Annotated in this window: 17 protein-coding genes; 9 read left to right on the top strand and 8 right to left on the bottom strand. The window is 61.1% G+C overall.

Going from position 1 to position 19,196, the window contains the following annotated elements:
* Positions 1-2: 2 nt before the first annotated feature.
* From ACM6JM_RS10755 to ACM6JM_RS10730, 6 genes are all read right to left on the bottom strand, one after another.
* A complete protein-coding gene (locus ACM6JM_RS10755; RefSeq protein ID WP_103385158.1) occupies positions 3-1,079 on the bottom strand; it encodes a GGDEF domain-containing protein in 1,077 nt (358 codons plus the stop codon).
* A complete protein-coding gene (locus ACM6JM_RS10750) occupies positions 1,063-1,941 on the bottom strand; it encodes a DUF4434 family protein (RefSeq protein ID WP_414881833.1) in 879 nt (292 codons plus the stop codon). The genes ACM6JM_RS10755 and ACM6JM_RS10750 overlap by 17 nt, the downstream gene beginning before the upstream one ends.
* Entirely contained in the window at positions 1,941-5,099 is a 3,159-nt protein-coding gene (locus ACM6JM_RS10745; RefSeq protein ID WP_414881832.1) for an NfrA family protein, read from the bottom strand. The genes ACM6JM_RS10750 and ACM6JM_RS10745 overlap by 1 nt, the downstream gene beginning before the upstream one ends.
* Entirely contained in the window at positions 5,096-7,270 is a 2,175-nt protein-coding gene (gene nrfB, locus ACM6JM_RS10740) for a cyclic di-3',5'-guanylate-activated glycosyltransferase NrfB (protein ID WP_414881831.1), read from the bottom strand. Before nrfB ends, ACM6JM_RS10745 begins: the two co-directional genes overlap by 4 nt.
* Positions 7,267-8,421 (bottom strand): non-hydrolyzing UDP-N-acetylglucosamine 2-epimerase, encoded by a 1,155-nt coding sequence (wecB, locus tag ACM6JM_RS10735; protein WP_039768803.1) that lies wholly within the window; start codon positions 8,419-8,421, stop codon positions 7,267-7,269. Before wecB ends, nrfB begins: the two co-directional genes overlap by 4 nt.
* A 175-nt stretch (positions 8,422-8,596) precedes the next feature.
* A complete protein-coding gene (locus tag ACM6JM_RS10730; RefSeq protein ID WP_074690362.1) occupies positions 8,597-9,028 on the bottom strand; it encodes a thioredoxin family protein in 432 nt (143 codons plus the stop codon).
* A gap of 202 nt (positions 9,029-9,230) precedes the next feature.
* Here ACM6JM_RS10730 and ACM6JM_RS10725 point away from each other — a divergent pair, with 202 nt between their 5' ends.
* The 9 genes from ACM6JM_RS10725 (at position 9,231) to ACM6JM_RS10685 (ending at position 16,216) form a co-directional block, all read left to right on the top strand.
* Entirely contained in the window at positions 9,231-9,377 is a 147-nt protein-coding gene (locus ACM6JM_RS10725; RefSeq protein WP_172829487.1) for a hypothetical protein, read from the top strand.
* 273 nt (positions 9,378-9,650) lie between these two features.
* Positions 9,651-10,499, top strand: a complete 849-nt coding sequence (locus tag ACM6JM_RS10720) for a transporter substrate-binding domain-containing protein (protein WP_039768800.1) — start codon at positions 9,651-9,653, stop codon at positions 10,497-10,499.
* Between the two features lie 51 nt (positions 10,500-10,550).
* Positions 10,551-11,213, top strand: coding sequence for an amino acid ABC transporter permease (locus ACM6JM_RS10715; RefSeq protein WP_103385161.1), 663 nt, complete (start codon positions 10,551-10,553; stop codon positions 11,211-11,213).
* 9 nt (positions 11,214-11,222) lie between these two features.
* Entirely contained in the window at positions 11,223-11,885 is a 663-nt protein-coding gene (locus tag ACM6JM_RS10710; protein ID WP_011334481.1) for an amino acid ABC transporter permease, read from the top strand.
* Complete coding sequence (locus tag ACM6JM_RS10705; RefSeq protein WP_414881830.1) at positions 11,882-12,679, top strand: amino acid ABC transporter ATP-binding protein; 798 nt, start codon at positions 11,882-11,884, stop codon at positions 12,677-12,679. The genes ACM6JM_RS10710 and ACM6JM_RS10705 overlap by 4 nt, the downstream gene beginning before the upstream one ends.
* Positions 12,680-12,710: 31 nt before the next feature.
* Complete coding sequence (locus ACM6JM_RS10700) at positions 12,711-13,100, top strand: RidA family protein (protein WP_007912330.1); 390 nt, start codon at positions 12,711-12,713, stop codon at positions 13,098-13,100.
* 156 nt (positions 13,101-13,256) lie between these two features.
* The gene (locus ACM6JM_RS10695; protein ID WP_039768792.1) at positions 13,257-14,021 is read left to right on the top strand and encodes an IclR family transcriptional regulator; all 765 of its coding nucleotides are present in this window, start codon (positions 13,257-13,259) and stop codon (positions 14,019-14,021) included.
* A gap of 39 nt (positions 14,022-14,060) precedes the next feature.
* On the top strand, positions 14,061-15,281 hold the full coding sequence (locus ACM6JM_RS10690; protein WP_414881829.1) for an amino acid deaminase: 1,221 nt from the start codon (positions 14,061-14,063) through the stop codon (positions 15,279-15,281).
* Complete coding sequence (locus tag ACM6JM_RS10685; RefSeq protein ID WP_039768790.1) at positions 15,281-16,216, top strand: sugar kinase; 936 nt, start codon at positions 15,281-15,283, stop codon at positions 16,214-16,216. The genes ACM6JM_RS10690 and ACM6JM_RS10685 overlap by 1 nt, the downstream gene beginning before the upstream one ends.
* A gap of 49 nt (positions 16,217-16,265) precedes the next feature.
* Here the strand turns inward: ACM6JM_RS10685 and ACM6JM_RS10680 are convergent, their stop codons facing one another.
* Both ACM6JM_RS10680 and ACM6JM_RS10675 read right to left on the bottom strand, forming a co-directional pair.
* Positions 16,266-16,541: a peptidylprolyl isomerase gene (locus ACM6JM_RS10680; protein WP_103385163.1), complete on the bottom strand. Its 276-nt coding sequence runs from the start codon at positions 16,539-16,541 to the stop codon at positions 16,266-16,268.
* A gap of 50 nt (positions 16,542-16,591) precedes the next feature.
* Positions 16,592-19,129, bottom strand: a complete 2,538-nt coding sequence (locus ACM6JM_RS10675; protein WP_414881828.1) for a PAS domain-containing protein — start codon at positions 19,127-19,129, stop codon at positions 16,592-16,594.
* Positions 19,130-19,196: the final 67 nt, after the last annotated feature.

Genomic DNA, 19,196 nt, shown 5'->3' with positions numbered 1-19,196 from the left:
GCTCATTGATGAAAAGTGTAGCGGTCCTTGCCGGTATGCTTTGACTCATACAGTGCTTCGTCAGCCTTGATCAGGGCTTGGTTCAGGGTGTCGCCATCTTCGACCCGGGCCAGACCGATGCTGATGGTCACCGGGTGCCGGGTCGGTTGCTCACGCACCACCCGGCACAATTTCCCGGCCAGCGCCTCGACATCCTCGCGGCGCACACCGGCCAGATAGATCGCAAACTCCTCGCCACCCAGTCGGGCATATTCGAAGCGTGACATCACGGTTTTGATGTCCGCCGCGATGCGCTTGAGCACTTCATCGCCGATGTCGTGGCCGTAGACGTCATTCACTTTCTTGAAGTTGTCGATGTCGATCATCGCCAGGTAATGGTCATGCTCACGCGGCACGGCTTGCAGGGTTTTTCCGGCGCGGGTCATGAACGAGCGACGGTTGGGAATTTCGGTGAGGGTGTCGTTGTAGGCCTGATCCAGCAACAGCTTGGACATGATGTAGTTGTAGAGCTTGGCCTCGCGCAGCTTCAGAAACGTATAGATCGTCAAAGCACAGAGAAAAACGCTGTAGGCGATGGTCATCACGCCTTTGAGTTCCAGCAGGTCGATGCCGGTGTTCATGAACGGATTGAGCACCAGCCAGGTGATGGCCTGGGCACCGAAGAACGACCAGCGGCTGAGCGGCAGTACCGAGGCGCTGTACAACGTAGTGGCTGCGGCGAGCACCAGCCAGATGCCATGAAAGGTCGGCGGCAGGCCGTCGATCACCATTCGGATGCCGAGTGTGATGATCACCACGAATGTCAGGTTCAGCCAGTCGAAGTGTCGAGCCTTGCGGGTGAACATCAACACCACAGCAAGAATCGCAAAGGCCGCGATGAACACCATCGAACGCCAGGTGAATCCCTGATTGCCGATGAAGCTGACGATCAGGTCGAAGGCCAGCCAGATGCCGATGCTCGCTAGGTAGATCAACAGGCAGAACGAATGCAGCCGCTCGAATTCATGCTGGATGAACTCGCTCCACAGTTCGGCGGGCGCGGTCTTCTTCAGGACTTCGTCTTCAATGGTTTTGTACATTGCTGCCCGGATGCTTGCGTTGGTTGTCGAGGATGACCGAGCCCCACGGTCGATAGCGCAGGGAAAACACCGCGTTCTGATGACAGCCGGTCGAGGTCGCATCCGGGCTGGCCGGTTCGGCACGGAAGGGCTCGCCCTCGCGGCTGACCTGCCGGAAGGCTTCGCGCACGATCCCCACGGAGCAGGGCAGTGCACTGGCATAACCATTGCGCACCATCGGTGGCAAACGACCGGTGCCCGCGCCGTCCTGCCACCAGACCTGCGCACCCGCCGCCGTCAATTCGCCCAGCCATTGGCCGTTGACCGCCGGAGCCAGCTTGCCGGCACTGAAGGCGCTGACATGCAGCGGCGCATCCAGCTTCGTGGCGAAATCCTTCAACTGACGCTGAAGCGTGGCCCGTCGATCTGCCGCCAGAAAGTGCAGGTCATCCAGTTCCAGCGGCAGATACCAGCCGCTGACCGGCAGCTTCCAGTCCTGCCGCAGCTTCTGCTGCTGGGCGAGCGACTGGCCCAGTTGCGCCTGCCAGTAGGCGCCGAGGCCGGCGCTGTCCAGTTCATCGATGCGCTTGTAGTAAGCCGGGTCCATCGCCAGGCCGAGCACCAGTTGCAGACCTTGTCGTTGAGCGAGTTTCAGGCTGTTGGCGAGCCAGCCATTGGCACCGCCGAAGTCCGAGTCGCCATAGGCTGTCCACTGCACGATCACGGTTCGCGTGCCTTGTTTCGCGGTGTCTTGCCAGACCTTCTGCCACTGCGCCTGCGTCAGGCCGGCATCGACATTCAGCGGCTGATAGAACAGCCGCTCATCGGCCTTCGCGACGGTGGCGCTCATCAGCAAACACAAACACAGCATCCATCGAGCCATCAGAAATTCCACTCCACGCCCAGCAGCACACCGTTGCCGCCTTCATACAGATTGCCGCCCAGCGACTGTTGATATTCGGTGCGAATCGTCAGTTTCGAACGGTAGGCGTTGTAGCGATCCTCGTCGTACCACCATTGCCAGCGCAGACCGACACCGGTGCGCAGGTCCTGGCGCCAGTCGTTGCTCGGGTCCTGGCTGGCAAATTCGAGGAAGCCGTAAGGCATGATCGTCTGGGCGCCGCTGAACGGCAGTTTCCAGGCATGACCTTGCTGGAATCGCGACAGCCACTGGTGATCGCCGGCCTTGGTCCACCACGCAGCATCAAGGTAGAGAAAACGCTCGTCCCATTCGTTTTCGTCGACACGCCAGTCGTTGCGGTACTTGCCCTGATCGAGGAATGAGGCGGTGGCGCGCAGCAGGTAGTCGGTGGTGGTGTGGCCGTCCTTGCGGTGATCGTTGACCTGATCGAACAGCTTTTCCGGCACCAGCATCTGGCCGAGGCTCAGGCTGTGACTGTCGTCATCGTCGAACTGGCTCTGCTTGTAGATCTCGCCGTAGAAGTTGATGTTCTGTGTGCCCCACGGTTTGTAGCGCAGGCCGACACCGGCGGCGAGGGACTCGGCGTAACTGGAGCGACCTTGTCCGCCCAGCAAGACACGTCCGTACACCGACAGCGTGCTGCCGGCGCGGCTTGGTTCTTCGCCCAGGGCGTGGTCCCACATTGCCAGTTGCACATTCTGCGAATCCGAGCGACGGCGTGAACCTTTGCTGTCGTCCGGGCGCACGAAGTCATTGGTCGAGATCCCGGCCGGCGACCAGGTGCTGGCAATCGTCCGGCTGTCACGCCGGGACAAGGTTTCATGGGCGCGGCGCTGGCGATAACGGCGGGCCTCCATGCTGCCGTCTTCGTCATCCGCCGCCACCGGGTTCTGCTCCAGATCGATCACCCGGCGCAGTTCCTTGCGTGCGGAGGCGCTGTCTTCCACTTCGTCGTAGCGCCAGGCCAGGGTTTCGCCGAGGCGGTAATCCTCGGGGAAATCCCGGGTCGCCTGTTGCAGATACGGAATCGCCGTGGCGCGCTCTTCGCGGGTTTCGGCACCGGCCAGACGCATGCCGTAGTCGGCGCGATAACGCGGGTTGTTCGGCTCGTGGCGTACCGCTTCGGCCAGCCATGCAGTGCTTTGCGGCAAGTCCCCGGCCTTTTGCGCTGTGACCGATGCGGCGTAGAAGTGGCCGGCATCCGGAGCCTGTTGCAGGGCCTGCCGCTGACGTTGCAGTGCCTGGGCGTGATCACCCCGTGCGTCGGCGATGGCTGCGCCGAGGGCCCACTCATTGGCGCCGCGAGTGGTGCTTTGTTGCCAGTAGGTTTCTGCGGTCTGGCTGTCGCCGACATTCAGTGCGCTGCGACTGGCTGTCAGACGCGCGTTGTCGCTGAGTTCGGCGGTCGGGAAGCTGCGCCAGATGGCCAGCGCACCGGCAGAATCACCGGCCGCTTCCAGGGCATAGGCCAGCGGCAGACGACTGCCGCGATCACCGAGTTTTTCAGCCTGCTGGTAATAGACGACGGCCTCACCCGGGCGATCAGGCATGGCGCAGCGACCGAGCGCGCGGTAATCGCCAGCCGCTTGCGGGTGGCTGCCGATGGCATGCTGCACGGCGTCGCACTGGCCGGTCTCCGCGAGTTGCGCGAGCAGTTGGCCGCGCGTGGCACCGTCCACCCGGTTGAGCAGGAGCGCCATGCGTCGCTGTTGCTCCGGAGTCGTGGAGGGCGCTGCGGCATACAAACCGGCCAGACGCTGCAACGCCGTCGCCGGCAAACGCCCGCCATGACGATCGAACGCGGATTCCAGCAACTGTTGGGCATGCGCGCGATCACCCGCATTCACTGCCAGATAGGTGGCCTGATTCAGCGAGGACAGATTGTCGGTTTGCCGGTAATGCAGTTCCCACAGGGTTTGCGCTTCGATCATTCGCCCCATGCGCTGTGTCAGTTCGGCTCGGCGCTTGACGATATCGGGCGTCTGTTGCTGACCGGCCAGCCACGCGTTGACCTCGGCGCTGCGACCTTGCTCCTGCCAGATGTCGAGCACCTGCGTTTGCCGACGGCTGTCCCAAGGCTCCGGCAGACGGGTGCTTTGCAACAGATCCGTGGCTTGCAGGCGCTGGGCGAGTACCAGCCAGGTTTGTGGGTCGTCCGTTGGCGTGCAATTGCGCAGTTGCTTGAGCGCCGCTTCCGGATCCTGCCGCGACAGCCATTCGGCGGTTTCCAGGCAAGGACGTTGCAGATCGTTGCTCAGACGCTGCACGGTGGGCACGTCTTCGGTCTTGCGTGCCAGTTCCCACAGACGCTGTCGTTGCGCCGGATCGGCGAGGTCGCTGGCCGGCAGCGACTGCATCCAGCGCTGGGCCTGTTGCTCGTGACCCATGGCGATGGCGCGATCGACCATTGCCAGGCGAATGTTGCGCGCGGCTTCGGGACTCGGCGCCTGTTGCAGCAGTTGCTGCAGCGGCTTTTCATCGAGGCGTTGCACGTAGGCATTGGCCAGACGTTGCCAGCCTTCGGCGTCCAGTTGTTTGCGTGCGGCCAGCGGTGCCAGTTGGTCGATGGTGCCGCTCCAGTCGCGCAGTTGCTCCGACCAGTTGGCGCGGGCCAGACGCAGGATATTGTCATCGCCCTTGGGCGCCAGTTGCGCCAGCCAGTCGTGGGCCTTGGCCGCGCCGCCGAACTTGGCCAGGCTCAGGCTGTAGGCCTGCCAAAGACGCACACGGTCATTCAGGTTGCTGGTGGCCATCCAGCTTTCCACTTGCGTGCTGGTCGGAGGATCCTGTTCGATCCAGGTCAGGCGCAGGTCGAGCAGCGCTTCGCTGTTGTCCGGCAACGCTTGCAGTGCTTCCTTGTAACGACGTTGTATGGCCAGGGACTCCACCAACAGTGCCCGGGCCTCGTCATTTTTCGGGACCTTTTCCAGCAAGTGGCGCATCAGGCGTTCGACTTCTTTCCAGTTACCCTTTTTCGCCTCGCGATAGCTGCGGTCCATGTAGGGATAGCTGCGGAACTGTTCAAAGTCGCTCAGCGGTGCCGCTTGCAGCGGATACGTGGTGCTCAGGCCCAGCAGCAGGCTGCCCATCAGCAAGGTTTGACGATGCACAGGCTTCATGCGACCTCCCGGACAATGCGGTAGGCAGCTTGCTGTTCGCTGGTCTGATCAGCCAGCGCCTGTTCCAGTACTTTCTGGGTAATCATGCCCCGAGAAATCAGGTGTTCACCGAGTGACATCTTCTCGGCATCGAAGTCGATCAGCGCCTGATTGAACAGGGTGGGCGGCACCATGCCGCGCACCTGCAACAGATTGCCGAGCAGCACTTGATGGCGACTGACCCGTTCCAGCAGGGCCTCATCGTCCTGATGGCGCTCAAGCACTTCGAGCATATGACGCACTTCCTCATTCTGGCGGGGGCTGGCGTACCAGTAGCGAATCCCCAATGTGACGCGGCCCTGTGGTGCGAGACGGCTGCGCACCGGGCGTTTCAATTGACGGCTGATGGCGCCCAGCGAGACCTGGCTGACCGGGCCTTCGGAGGCCAGAATCAGGGTGTCGCCTTCTTCGGCCACCGGCAAAATGCCGTAGTGGGAAGCGACCCGGCGCGGTACGGCATCGATCAGGCGTTTGTCGAGCTTGAACGGATTGAGTGGCGCCCATTCCAGATCAAGCTGTTCGGCCAGGGTTTGCACAAGTTGGGTGCTGTTGATGTATTCACGCAAAAGCAGTTCGCGCCCGAGGCGCCGGCGTACCGGGCTGGTGATCGCCGCTTCCAGTTGCTCTTCGGTAAGCAGGCCTTTTTCCACCAGCCGATGGCCAAGTGGAGTGCGCTGGGCCTTGGTCAGCGCCGGGAATTCGTGAGTGGTTTTGTCCCAGGCCACGCGTCGAGAATCGCCCATTTCCATCACCTGACGCAGGGCGCGCAGGTTGGCGAAGAAATTGACGAAGTTGCTCCACATCATGCGCGGCGCTGACAGCAGACCTTCAACCAATCCGTAGTAACGAGTGACAAACCAGCCGCGCTGGAACAGGCGGTTGAGCAGCATCAGGCCGTTGAGCCACAGCAGCACCGAGAGCAGCGAACTGTCGGCGAGAATCGATGGATAACGCCACGAGTCCGGGGAAATGATCGTGACCGCCCACATCGACAGCAGTACCAGGAACAGCAGGTTCACCAAAAAGCTCAGCAGGTAGGCGATCAGCCCGCGACGGTCGCGCCACAGGAAATAATTGAGCAGACCCTTGCGGCTCCAGCCGAGGTTCTGGGTGCCCTGGAAAACGATGCCGACAATCCACCGCGATTTCTGCCGGATCGCATGTTGAAGGTCGCGGGGAAAGTGCTCGCGCACGCAGATCACCTGAGAGAACTCGCGGTTCATCCCGAACACCCAGGGTTGCTCCAGCGCCAGTTTCGGATCGCTGACCGAATAACGGGCGAAGATGCATTTCATGCCTTTCTGCTTGAGGCGGAAACCGATGTCGTAGTCTTCGGTGAGACTTTGCACATCGAAGGCAATGCCATCGCCGTCTTCCAGCAGGGCGCTGATGGCCTTGCGGCTGAAGCAGGTGCCGACGCCGGCGCTGGGCACTTGACCGGTGAGGGCTTCGCGAACAATGACGTCTTTGCCGTGGTTTTCCGCGAACTCATCGACGTAGTGCCCGGCGGTGAAGCCTTTCCACTCCGGCGCGTAGGGGTAGACCGGAATCTGGATCAGGTCCTTGTTCGGCAACAGATAGTTGTAGAGGCGCAATTCCATCGGCGAAATCACGTCTTCGGCGTCGTGCAGGATGAACCCGGCGAACTGGATTTTCGCCTCGCTCTCGAAGCGCAGGATCGCGTCGATGATGTTGTTCAGGCAGTCGGCCTTGCTGGTCGGGCCGGGTCGGGCGCACACCACTTTGTGCACGTTGGGGTAGTGCTGGCACACCGCGTCGACATCGGCCTGGGTGTCGGCATCGTTGGGGTAGGTGCCGACGAAAATCTGATAGTTCTCGTAGTCGATGGTCGAGGCGGCCAGACGCGCCATTTCGCCGACCACGCCGACTTCGTTCCACGCTGGCACCATGATTGCCAGCGGCTTCTCGGGAATCGAATACAGGCGCTCCTCGTCGGCGCGCTTGAATTTTTCGTAGATCCGCCAGCGCCGGATGAACTTGCGGCTCCAGTACACGAGGTCGATGAACAGGTCATCGAGGCCGAGGATGAACATCAGCAGGGCGAGGGCAATCGCCACATATTTGAGACCGAACAGCACATACGCGAAGAAATCGACCCAACCCAGACTCATACCCCTTTACCCACCGCCGAGTGTGCGCTCAGCCAGGCGTGGAGGCGGGTGGCGATCAGTTCGCTGGCGTGACCGTCGCCATACGGGAAGTGAACGCGGCTCATGCGGGTGTAGGTGTCCGGGTCGTCCAGCAGTAGCCGGGCTTCCTTGATGATGCGCGCCTTGTCGGTGCCCACCAGCAACATCGTGCCGCTCTCGAGCACGGAAGGCCGTTCAGTGACATCGCGCAGTACCAGCAGCGGTTTGCCGATTGCCGGGGCTTCCTCCTGGACGCCGCCGGAGTCGGTCAGGATGAAGTGCGCGCGGCCCATCAGCCAAACGAAGTTCGGATAGTCCTGCGGTGGCACCAGATAGATGTTCGGTTTGTCGGCCAGCATGCCGTACACCACCTCCTGCACCAGCGGATTGAGGTGCACCGGATAGACAAATTGCACGTCCGGGTATTGCCCGGCCAGTTCGGCCAGGGCCTGGCAGATATTGCGGAAACCGTCGCCGAGATTTTCCCGTCGATGGCTGGTCACCAGAATCATCCGGCGCTGGTCATCAATTGCCGCCAGAGGCGAATCGGCGGGCGGATGCCAATCGATGTCCTGCTGGTGCTTGCGCATCCACAGCAAGGCGTCGATCACGGTGTTACCGGTGATTTCAATGTTGTCTTCGGGTACGCCTTCGCGTAGCAGATTGGCAGCGGATTTGGAGGTCGGCGGGAAATGCAGGTCGGTTATCACGCCGGTCAGGCGCCGATTCGCTTCCTCGGGCCAGGGCGCGCGCAGATTGCCGGTACGCAGACCGGCTTCGACGTGACCGATGGGCAGCTGACGATTGAAGGCGGCGAGGGCGGCGATGAAGCTGGTAGTGGTGTCGCCGTGGACCAGCACGATGTCCGGTTTGACCCGCTCGTAGGCCTGATCGAGCTGGGCGAGCAGATGTTGCGACAGACCGTTCAGGGTCTGGCCTTGGGTCATGACTTGCAGGTCTTCGTCGACCGTCAGTTCGAACGCGTCCAGCACCTGAGTGAGCATCTCGCGATGTTGACCGGTGGAGCAGATGTTGAGTGTGATGTCGGGCCCCTGACGCAGAATCCGGGCCAGCGGAGCCATTTTGATGGCCTCCGGGCGGGTGCCGAAAACCATCATGACTTTAAAGGACATTGACCCCTCCTGGGACGTAGCAAGGCTGCGACCCGAGGGCCGGCAGCACTCTTCTCTTTCTGAGAAATAAAGAAAAGCAGCCGGATGGGAGCTTGTCCAATCCGGTCTCGAGGCTAGTTGTTACAGATCAATAGCAGCGAAGGTGCAACTGCCTGATGGCGCTTGGATGGCACTTTCAGGAAAGGTTCCACCGTTTTGCGCGGTGGACGGTGCAGAGGGTGCGGAGGGTGTGATGCAGCCAGTTCAGGTCATGGCTCGGTTTGCGTGGTGCAGCGCAGTGCCTGGTTTTGCCGAGGTGTTGGGTGAAGTTGTGACGCAGGGATTCCTCTGTACCGATGCCTTTCAGTATTTTGACCAGAACCCCTTCCTTGTAGAACAGCACCGTCGGTGTGCCCTTGACATCCGGATGCCGACACGACTGTGCGGTATCGAGCATGAAGATATCCATCCAGGGCCGAAAGGGCTTGGCGATCTCGAGAAAAACGGGGCCGGAAGACACGCAGGCACCGCAGTGCTCGTTGAAGAAATACAGGACAACAAGGCGCCTGGCTTTCAAGACTTTCCGGTACGTCGGGGGCAACGCTGAATATCGAGTCGGTGTCGTCATCGGAGCCTCCTGAACAATGAATATGGAAGGCCTTTGACGTTAAAGCAGGGCAAAACGGCGGTCTACTGTCAGAAATTACAGGTAGGTCCTGCAAAGGATGATTTCGTCCTACTTTGATGCAAGAGCATTCCCTCAGAAGACTCAGATCCGCGGAGGCAAGGCAGCTGGTATCGTTTTCAGGCATTTATCATAGGAGCTCCTGATGGGCAGCGATGCAGGTTTGAAAGCAGTTTCCGTAGTACGAATCGATGAGGCACTTATGAATCGCCTTGAGGATCTGGAGCTGATAGCTCTCTGCAAGGAGCGGGAAAATGATCCGACCATAAAAGTTTCGATAGACGACCTTTGAGCTAGGTTCTCGGAGATAAACGCTGCCCCTGAATCGATCACCCGTGCACCGACTGGGAACCTGTTACCCGCATTGTTGTAGCCAACGGTAGCGCACGCTCCGCGCTCTCGCTGTTTCTCTATTTTTCCGTTTTACGTATCTCTTTGATTCCTGTGAATTTTCAAACGGGTGCAGATTCCCCGCGAATCCTGTGGCACACTTTCTGCTGTCTATTCCGTAGTAACAAACCGTGTTCCGGTATAGCGGAATAAACAATCCTCTGGAGTGCTTGCCATGCATCGCCGACCTTCCTTGTTCAAAGCGTGTGTTTTTGTTCTCGCGGCTTCTTCCGCTGTCATGGGTATGGCCGAAGCGGCCGACAGCAAGCTCGACAGCGTCCTGGCCCGTGGAAAACTGATTGTGGGCACCGGCAGTACCAACGCGCCGTGGCACTTCCAGGGCGCGGACGGCAAGTTGCAGGGCTTTGATATCGACATCGCGCGGATGGTGGCAAAAGGGCTGTTCAATGACCCGAGCAAGGTCGAGTTCGTGGTGCAGTCGTCCGATGCGCGGATTCCCAACCTGCTGACCGACAAGGTCGACATGAGCTGTCAGTTCATCACTGTCACCGCCAGCCGTGCGCAGCAAGTGGCATTCACTCTGCCGTACTACCGCGAAGGCGTCGGCCTGCTGCTGCCGAACAACAGCAAGTACAAGGAAATCGAAGACCTGCAGGCCGGGGGCGATGGCGTGACCGTAGCCGTATTGCAGAACGTGTATGCCGAGGAATTGGTGCATCAGGCGCTGCCCAAGGCCAAGGTCGATCAGTACGACAGCGTCGATCTGATGTACCAGGCCGTGAACTCCGGTCGCGCCGATGCCGCTGCCACCGACCAGTCTTCGGTCAAATACCTGATGGTGCAGAACCCTGGCCGCTACCGCAGCCCGACTTACGCCTGGAGTCCGCAGACCTACGCCTGCGCCGTCAAACGTGGCGATCAGGACTGGCTGAACTTCGTCAATACCGCGCTGCATGAAGCCATGACCGGCGTCGAGTTCCCGACTTATGCCGCCTCGTTCAAGCAATGGTTCGGCGTCGATCTGCCATCGCCTGCCATCGGTTTCCCTGTCGAATTCAAATGATCCCGTGAGAGTGGGGCGCTCTGATGCGCCCCGCTCAAGGTACTGCCGACCATGAACTATCAGTTGAACTTTGCTGCCGTGTGGCGCGATTTCGACACCTTGCTGGCGGGGCTCGGTCTGGGCCTCGAACTGGCGCTGGTGTCGATCGCCATCGGCTGCGTGATCGGCCTGCTGATGGCGTTTGCCTTGCTGTCCAGGCATCGCGCCTTGCGGGTGCTGGCATCGGTGTATGTGACGGTGATCCGTAACACGCCGATTCTGGTGTTGATTCTGTTGATCTACTTTGCGTTGCCGAGCCTGGGGATCCGGCTGGACAAGATCCCGTCGTTCATCATCACGCTGTCGCTGTATGCCGGGGCGTACCTGACCGAAGTGTTCCGCGGCGGTTTGTTGAGCATCCCCAAAGGCCAGCGCGAAGCCGGGCTGGCCATCGGTCTGGGCGAGTGGCAGGTGAAAGCCTACGTCACCGTGCCGGTGATGTTGCGCAACGTGCTGCCGGCGCTGTCGAACAACTTCATTTCGCTGTTCAAGGACACCTCGCTGGCCGCCGCGATCGCGGTGCCGGAGCTGACCTATTACGCGCGCAAGATCAACGTCGAGAGCTACCGGGTGATCGAAACCTGGCTGGTAACCACGGTGTTGTATGTCGCGGCCTGTTACCTCATTGCCATGCTGCTGCGTTACCTCGAGCAGCGTCTGGCGATCCGCCGATAGGAGGCTGCGATGTACCAATCCCCCAGTTGGTTGCATGAGTTGTGGATTGCCCGCGAAGCCTTGTGGCAAGGCTTTCTGACCAGCGTGCAGGTGTCGGCGCTGGCGATTCTGTTCGGCACGGTGATCGGTGTGTTTGCCGGGCTGGTGCTGACTTACGGCAAGTTCTGGATGCGCGCGCCGTTCCGCTTTTATGTCGATCTGATTCGCGGCACGCCGGTGTTCGTGCTGGTGTTGGCCTGCTTCTACATGGCACCGGCGCTCGGTTGGCAGATCAGTGCCTTTCAGGCCGGCGCCCTCGGGCTGACGCTGTTTTGCGGCTCCCACGTAGCCGAGATCGTGCGCGGTGCGTTGCAGGCGTTGCCACGCGGGCAGATGGAAGCCGGCAAGGCCATCGGCCTGACGTTCTATCAATCCCTCGGCTACGTGCTGTTGCCTCAGGCGCTGCGGCAGATCCTGCCGACCTGGGTCAACTCGTCCACGGAAATCGTCAAGGCCTCGACCTTGCTGTCGGTGATCGGCGTGGCCGAGCTGTTGCTCAGCACTCAGCAGATCATCGCCCGGACGTTCATGACCCTGGAGTTTTACCTGTTCGCCGGTTTTCTGTTCTTCGTCATCAACTACGGCATCGAATTACTCGGCCGGCACATTGAAAAGCGGGTGGCCCTGCCATGACTCAAGCTCAAGTTTCCAACCTCCAGAACGCTCAGCCCCTGCTGGACATCCGTGGCCTGCACAAACAGTACGGCGCGGTCGAAGTGCTCAAGGGCGTCGACCTGAGCATGCAGCGCGGCAACGTGGTGACGCTGATCGGCTCCAGTGGCTCGGGCAAGACCACGCTGTTGCGCTGCGTGAACATGCTGGAGGAATTCCAGCGCGGGCAGATCCTGCTCGACGGCGAATCCATCGGCTATGACGAACTCAACGGCAAACGCGTGCGCCACCCGGAAAAAGTCATTGCCCGTCATCGGGCGATGACCGGCATGGCGTTCCAGCAATTCAATCTGTTCCCGCATCTCACCGCGTTGCAGAACGTCACGCTCGGCCTGCTGAAAGTAAAAAAGATGCACAAGGACGAAGCCGTGGCCCTGGCCGAAAAATGGCTGGAGCGGGTCGGTCTGCTGGAACGGCGCAATCATTTTCCCGGCCAGTTGTCCGGCGGTCAGCAGCAGCGCGTGGCGATTGCCCGGGCGATTGCGATGAACCCGAGCCTGATGCTGTTCGACGAAGTCACCTCGGCCCTCGATCCGGAGCTGGTCGGCGAAGTGCTGAACGTGATCAAAGGCCTGGCCGAGGACGGTATGACCATGTTGCTGGTGACCCACGAAATGCGTTTTGCCTTCGAGGTATCGGACAAGATCGTTTTCATGAATCAGGGGCGCATCGAAGAGCAGGGGCCTCCCAAGGAACTGTTCGAGCGTCCTCAATCGCCGCGGCTGGCGGAATTTCTCAAAAGCACGCGGTTCTGACTTTTCACTTTTTCAATCAGGAGAAACACCCATGAGCATTACTCGTTACGGCACCGGCAGCACCGCCGCTGGCGGCCAGCCGCGTCCATTCGCCCGCGCCGTTGAAGCCGATGGCTGGCTGCATGTTTCCGGGCAGGTGCCGGCGGTGGATGGCGAGATCATTGTGGGCGGCATCGTCGAGCAGACGCACCAGACCATGAAAAACCTGATCGCGATTCTCGAAGAGGCCGGTTATGGCCTGGAAGACGTGGTACGTGCCGGCGTGTGGCTGGACGATCCGCGGGATTTCAGCAGTTTCAACAAGGTCTTCGGCGAGTACTTCAAGCCCGAACACGCACCGGCCCGGGCCTGTGTGCAGGCGAGCATGATGGTCGACTGCAAGGTCGAGATCGACTGCATTGCGTACAAGAAAAAGGCCTGATCAGCACGCGGATCGTTCCCACGCTCTGCGTGGGAATGCCTCAAGGAACGCTCCGCGTTCCAAAGGACGCAGAGCGTCCCTGGCTGCATTCCCACGCGGAGCATGGGAACGATCTTTCGCGATAAACTCCCGGCACTTTGAATGGGAACCACAGAAATGACCGAAGACACCATCAAGCGCCGGGCACGCGGTCTGGACCGGGCGTTCGATATCCTCGATTTCCTCAAGGAAATCGGCCAGCCACTGCGCCCGAACGACATCGCCAACGGCATCGGCAGCCCGAAATCCACGGTCTACGAACTGGTGGCGTCATTGCTCGAGCGGCGGATCCTGGAGCCGGTGGGCAAGGATGGTCACGTCTATCTCGGTCGTCAGCTGTACTTCCTCGGGCAGGCGCATTTGCGACATTTCGACCTCAGTCGCGAGGCCGATCACGCGTTGCAGGAGATCGTCAGCCAGACCCGGGAAACCGCGCAGATGTGCCTGCTTAACGGGCGCAAATACACGGTGGCACTGATGAAGGAAGGCGAGCGGCATTTCCGCATTTCTTCCGATATTGGCGAAAACGCGCCAATCCCGTGGACCGCCTCGGGACGCCTGCTGCTGGCGCACTTGAGTGACCAGCAGATCAGCGATTTGATCGACCCCGACGACTTCATCCTGCCGGATGGCGAACGCCTGCCGATGGAGACGTTTCTGGCGGAAATCCGTCAGGCCGGCATCGACGGTTTCTTCTCCTTCGACAGTGTCGCCGACACCTTCACCCACTGCTTCGCCGCCCCGGTCAAAGACCCGAATGGCGTGGCCATCTGCACCCTGTGCATCGTCGCGCCGCGCGCCGATGCCAAGAACAATTACAACGACTATCGCCGGGTCTTGATCGAGAGCGCCAACAGCCTCGCCCGGCGAATCAACGAATAACCGCGCTTGCCTGCGGGCGCGACTGTGAGGAGTTCGACCATGACGACTGCCAACAACACTGCTGCCGTGGAAAAGGGCGACGCCGCCCTCGGCGCGCAACTGGTGCGTGACATCAGCCTGCCGGCGCTGGTGCTGCACCGCGAAGCGCTGGAGCACAACATCCGCTGGATGCAGAAATTCGTCAGCGACAGCGGCGCCGAACTCGCGCCCCACGGCAAGACCAGCATGACCCCGGCGTTGTTTCGTCGTCAGCTCGACGCCGGCGCGTGGGGCATCACCCTGGCCAGCGCCACCCAGACCCGCGCCGCATACGCCCACGGCGTGCGCCGGGTGCTGATGGCCAACCAATTGGTCGGTACGCCGAACATGGCGTTGATTGCCGATCTGTTGGCGGCCGATTCGGGCTTCGATTTCTATTGCATGGTCGACCACCGGGACAACGTCGCCGATCTGGGCGCTTTCTTCGCGTCGCGTGGCGTGCGGCTGAACGTGATGATCGAGTACGGCGTGGTCGGTGGCCGTTGCGGTTGCCGCAGCGAGCAGGAAGTCATCGAACTGGCCAAGGCCATTGCTGCACAACCGGCGCTGGCCCTGACCGGCATCGAAGGTTACGAAGGCGTGATCCATGGCGATCACGCCGTCAGCGGCATCCGTGAATTCGCGGCTTCGCTGGTGCGCCTGGCGGTGCAGTTGCAGGACAGCGGAGCATTCGCCATCGCCAAGCCGATCATCACCGCGTCGGGTTCGGCCTGGTACGACCTGATCGCCGAATCGTTCGAGGCGCAGAACGCTGGCGGGCGTTTCCTCAGCGTGTTGCGTCCCGGCAGTTACGTGGCCCACGACCATGGCATTTATAAAGAGGCGCAGTGCTGCGTGCTCGATCGTCGCAGTGACCTGCACGAAGGGCTGCGTCCGGCGCTGGAAGTCTGGGCCCACGTGCAGTCGATGCCCGAGCCTGGCTTTGCCGTGATTGCCCTGGGCAAGCGTGACGTGGCGTTCGATGCCGGGATGCCGGTGCCCTTGCTGCGTTACAAGGCCGGTGTGCTGCCAGCGGTGGGCGACGATGTCGGCGCCTGCAAGGTGACGGCAGTGATGGACCAGCACGCGTTCATGACCGTGGCGCCCGGCGTGGAATTGCGCGTCGGCGACATCATTTCCTTTGGCACTTCGCACCCGTGCCTGACCTTCGACAAGTGGCGCGTAGGGCTGCTGGTGGACGAGCAGCTGTCGGTGATCGAAACCATGGAAACCTGTTTCTGATGAACACGCTCAGTCCGTTGGGTCCGAACACCCCGCGCATCGCCCTGATCGGCGAATGCATGATCGAACTCCAGCAACGTGCCGATGGCAGCCTGCAACAGAGCTTTGGCGGGGACACGCTGAACACGGCGGTGTATCTGTCCCGCGCCATGGGCGACAAGGCGCAGGTCGATTACGTCACGGCGCTGGGTGACGACAGCTTCAGTGATGCGATGTGCCGCAGTTGGGCCGATGAAAACATTGGCTTGGATCTGGTTCAGCGTTTGCCCGGTCGCCTGCCGGGCCTGTATTGCATCCAGACCGACGCTGCCGGGGAGCGCCGCTTCCTTTACTGGCGCAACGAAGCCGCCGTTCGCGACTGCTTCACCACGCCGGCGGCTGCGCCGATTCTGGCGGCGCTGCCGGATTATGACGTGTTGTATTTCAGCGGTATCACGCTGGCGGTACTCGGCGCACAGGGTCGGGAAAAGCTGATTCAAACCTTGATCGAAGCCCGTCAGCGTGATGCGCGAATCGTCTTCGACAACAACTATCGGCCGCGTTTGTGGGCATCGGTGGAGGAGGCGCGGACGGCGTATCGCAGCGTGTTGCCCCATGTCGATCTGGCATTGCTGACGGTGGACGACGAGCAGGCGCTGTTCCATTTCGAGGACTGTGACGCGGTGTTTGACGCGTACGCGCAGATTGGCACGCCGGAAGTGGTGCTCAAGCGCGGCGCTGAAGCCTGTCTGATCCGTTGCGACGGGGAAGCGTTTGAAGTCCCGGCGCAGAAGGTCGAAAAGGTGGTGGACACTACGGCGGCGGGGGATTCGTTCAGTGCGGCGTATCTGGCGAGTCGCTTGTCGGGCGCAAGTCCTGCGCAGGCGGCGGAGGCGGGACATCGTTTGGCCAGTCAGGTCATTCAAGTGCCTGGGGCGCTGATCCCCAGGGATTGATGCCGATTCCTGAAGGCGCTGCCGAAAGCCGCGCCTTCAGGGCACTGGATCAATCGCGGTAAAACACCTGCACCAGGTGATACCCGAATTTGCTCTTGATCGGCCCGTGCACCGTGCGCAGCGGCCTTTTGAAGATCACCGCATCGATCGCACCGACCATCTGCCCCGGCCGCACTTCACCCAGATCACCACCGCGCTTGCCGGACGGGCAGGTAGAAAACTTCTTCGCCAGCACATCGAACGCTTCACCATTGGCGATGCGTTGTTTGAGTTTTTCAGCCTCTTCGGCGGTCTTCACCAGAATATGGCGGGCTTGGGCTTTCATCGTGCAATACCTGTAGCGGGGTGACGGCGGGGCGCGGATTATGCCTCAAGTCACGGATTTTGGCTGATCATCGTGCGGATCTTGCCGGCCAGCTGTTCGATGGAAAACGGCTTGGCGACCATGTCCATGCCATCTTCCAGAAAGCCCTGGCGTTCGGCGGCTTTCTGCGCGTAACCGGTCATGAACAATACTTTGAGCCCCGGACGATGCTGGCGGGCGATCTCAGCCATTTGCCGGCCGTTCATGCCCGGCAGGCCGACGTCGGTCACCAGCAGGTCAATCCGCATGTCCGACTCCAGCAGCGGCAGGGCACTCTTGGCGTCTTCGGCCTCATGGGCGCGATAACCCAGCTCCTTGAGCAGATCCATGACCAGCATGCGCACCGCCGGATCGTCCTCGACCACCACCACGTTTTCGCCGGTCGCGGGGGTGGGTGTCTCGCTGACCGTTTCCGCCAATGGCTGCTCAGGTTCCGGCGCGTGGAGGCGCGGCAAGTACAGCCGCACGCAGGTACCCTGGCCAGGCAGGCTGTCGAGGCTGACGTGTCCACCCGATTGCTGGGCAAAGCCATAAATCATCGATAACCCGAGCCCGGTGCCTTGCCCGATGGGTTTGGTCGTAAAGAACGGATCGAACGCCTTGGAGCGCACCGAAGGCGTCATGCCGGTGCCGTTGTCGCTCACCGCGAGCATCAAGTAGTCCCCGGCCTTGACCGGTTCGAGGGTGGTGATGTCGTTGCCGTCGAGGTTGACGTTGGCGGTTTCGATCAACAGCTCGCCGCCGTCGGGCATGGCGTCGCGGGCGTTGATCACCAGGTTGAGCAGGGCGTTTTCCAGTTGGCTGACATCCGTACTGACGGACCAGACATTGTCGGCGAGGCGCAACTTGAGCTCGATCGGATCACCCTTGGTGCGGCGGATCAGGTCTTCCAGCGAGTGGATCAGTTCATTGACGTCGATGGTCTTGCGATCCAGCGACTGACGTCGGGAGAACGCCAGCAGGCGGTGAGTCAGCGCGGCTGCGCGGTTGGCCGAGGACACCGCCGCGTCGGTGAAACGGCCGATCTCATCGGCGCGGCCATTGGCGATGTAGCGCTGCATCAGGTCGAGGCTGCCGATGATGCCGGTCAGCATGTTGTTGAAGTCGTGGGCGATGCCGCCGGTGAGCTGGCCGACCGCTTCCATTTTCTGTGCGTGACGCAGGGCGTCTTCGGCGCGTTCGCGTTCGAACATCTCGTTCTGCAAACGCTGGTTGGCCTGGGCCAGTTGCTCGGTGCGCGCGCTCACACGTTCCTCAAGGGTTTCGTTGAGGTTGCGCAGGGCTTCTTCGGTCTTTTTGCGTTCGGTCTCGTCGATCACGAAGATGTAGAAACCGTTCACCGCACCGTCCGCACCGTGGCGCGGCAGGTAATTCATCAAGGCATGCCGCTGGCTGCCGTCGCGGTGTGGCGTGTACAGGCTGAACGAGCAGGGCCGACCGGCGAGGGCTTCAGCGATGTACGGTGCCCGCAGGAAATAAGCCTCTTCGCCGATCACTTCGCGGATCGTGCGACCGTACAGCTCCTGTGGCGTGAGCCCGTACCAGTCAAGGTACGCGGCGTTGTTCAGGCGAAAGCATTCTTCGTGGTCGACATAGCTGATCAGGATCGGCATGGCGTTGATGATCAGTTGCAGCTCGGTCTGGCTTTGCCGCAGTGCCTGTTCGGTGTGCTTGCGCTCGGTCAGGTCCAGGGCGGCGCCGAGAAAACGCATCGGCCGGCCATGATGATCCTTGTAGCAGCGCCCTCGCGCGAACACCCAGCGCAGTTCCCCATTGGCTTGCAGCAGGCGATATTCCTCGGCGTATTCGGTGCCGTGGGTAATGCAATGCTTGATACTGCGGGCGATCATTGCGCGGTCTTCGGGGTGCACGCCGTGCAGGTACTCGCTGATCGGCAACTGACCGGCCAGGGCCGGATCGACACCGTGCAACTGGGCGAAATGCGCATCGGCGATGAAGCGGTCTTCGCCGATGTCCCAATCCCAGGTGCCGACCGCATCGGTGGCCGCCAGCGCCAGTTGCAGGCGCTCTTCGCTTTGACGCTGGGCCTTGAGGCTGTCTTCGGAACGTTGCTGCAGTTCCAGGGCGATGCGTCGGCGTTCGTTGGTTTCGATGGCGGTGACCAGAATGCCAGCCACTTGCGCGCTTTCATCGCGGATCGGGCTGTAGGTCAAATCCAGCCAGAAGTCGGAATCCTGGCCGTCCCGTTGCAGGGTGAAGCGACGTTCGCTGTAGGTTCGCACCTGGCCTTGTAGGACTGCGCTGTAAATCGGGTCGGTAAAGTCTCGAAGTTCCGGCCATATCTGATGTGCCGGCTGTCCGAAAGCGTGCGGATGCTTGCTGCCGGCCAGCAGCGCAAAGCCGTTGTTGTAGATCTGGGTCAATTGCGGACCCCACAACAGCAGCATCGGCATCGGCGAGTGAATCACGATGTCCACCGCGGTGCGCAAGCTCTGTGGCCAGGTGCCGGAGGCGCCCAGCGGGCTGCGGCTCCAGTCGGTTCGGGCAATCAATGCCTGGGCGTCGTTGGTGTTCGGTACAGCGTTCATCACATCAATCCTGAGCATCGGTCGGTGAGGCGGCGTCTACTATCCTAGTGCGGTAGACGCTGTAAGG

The organism is Pseudomonas sp. IT-P2 (genome assembly GCF_949767575.1).
GTDB lineage: Bacteria > Pseudomonadota > Gammaproteobacteria > Pseudomonadales > Pseudomonadaceae > Aquipseudomonas > Aquipseudomonas pharyngis.
The sequence above is the reverse complement of the archived record's forward strand: the minus strand, read 5'-3'. Positions and strand labels throughout refer to the sequence as shown.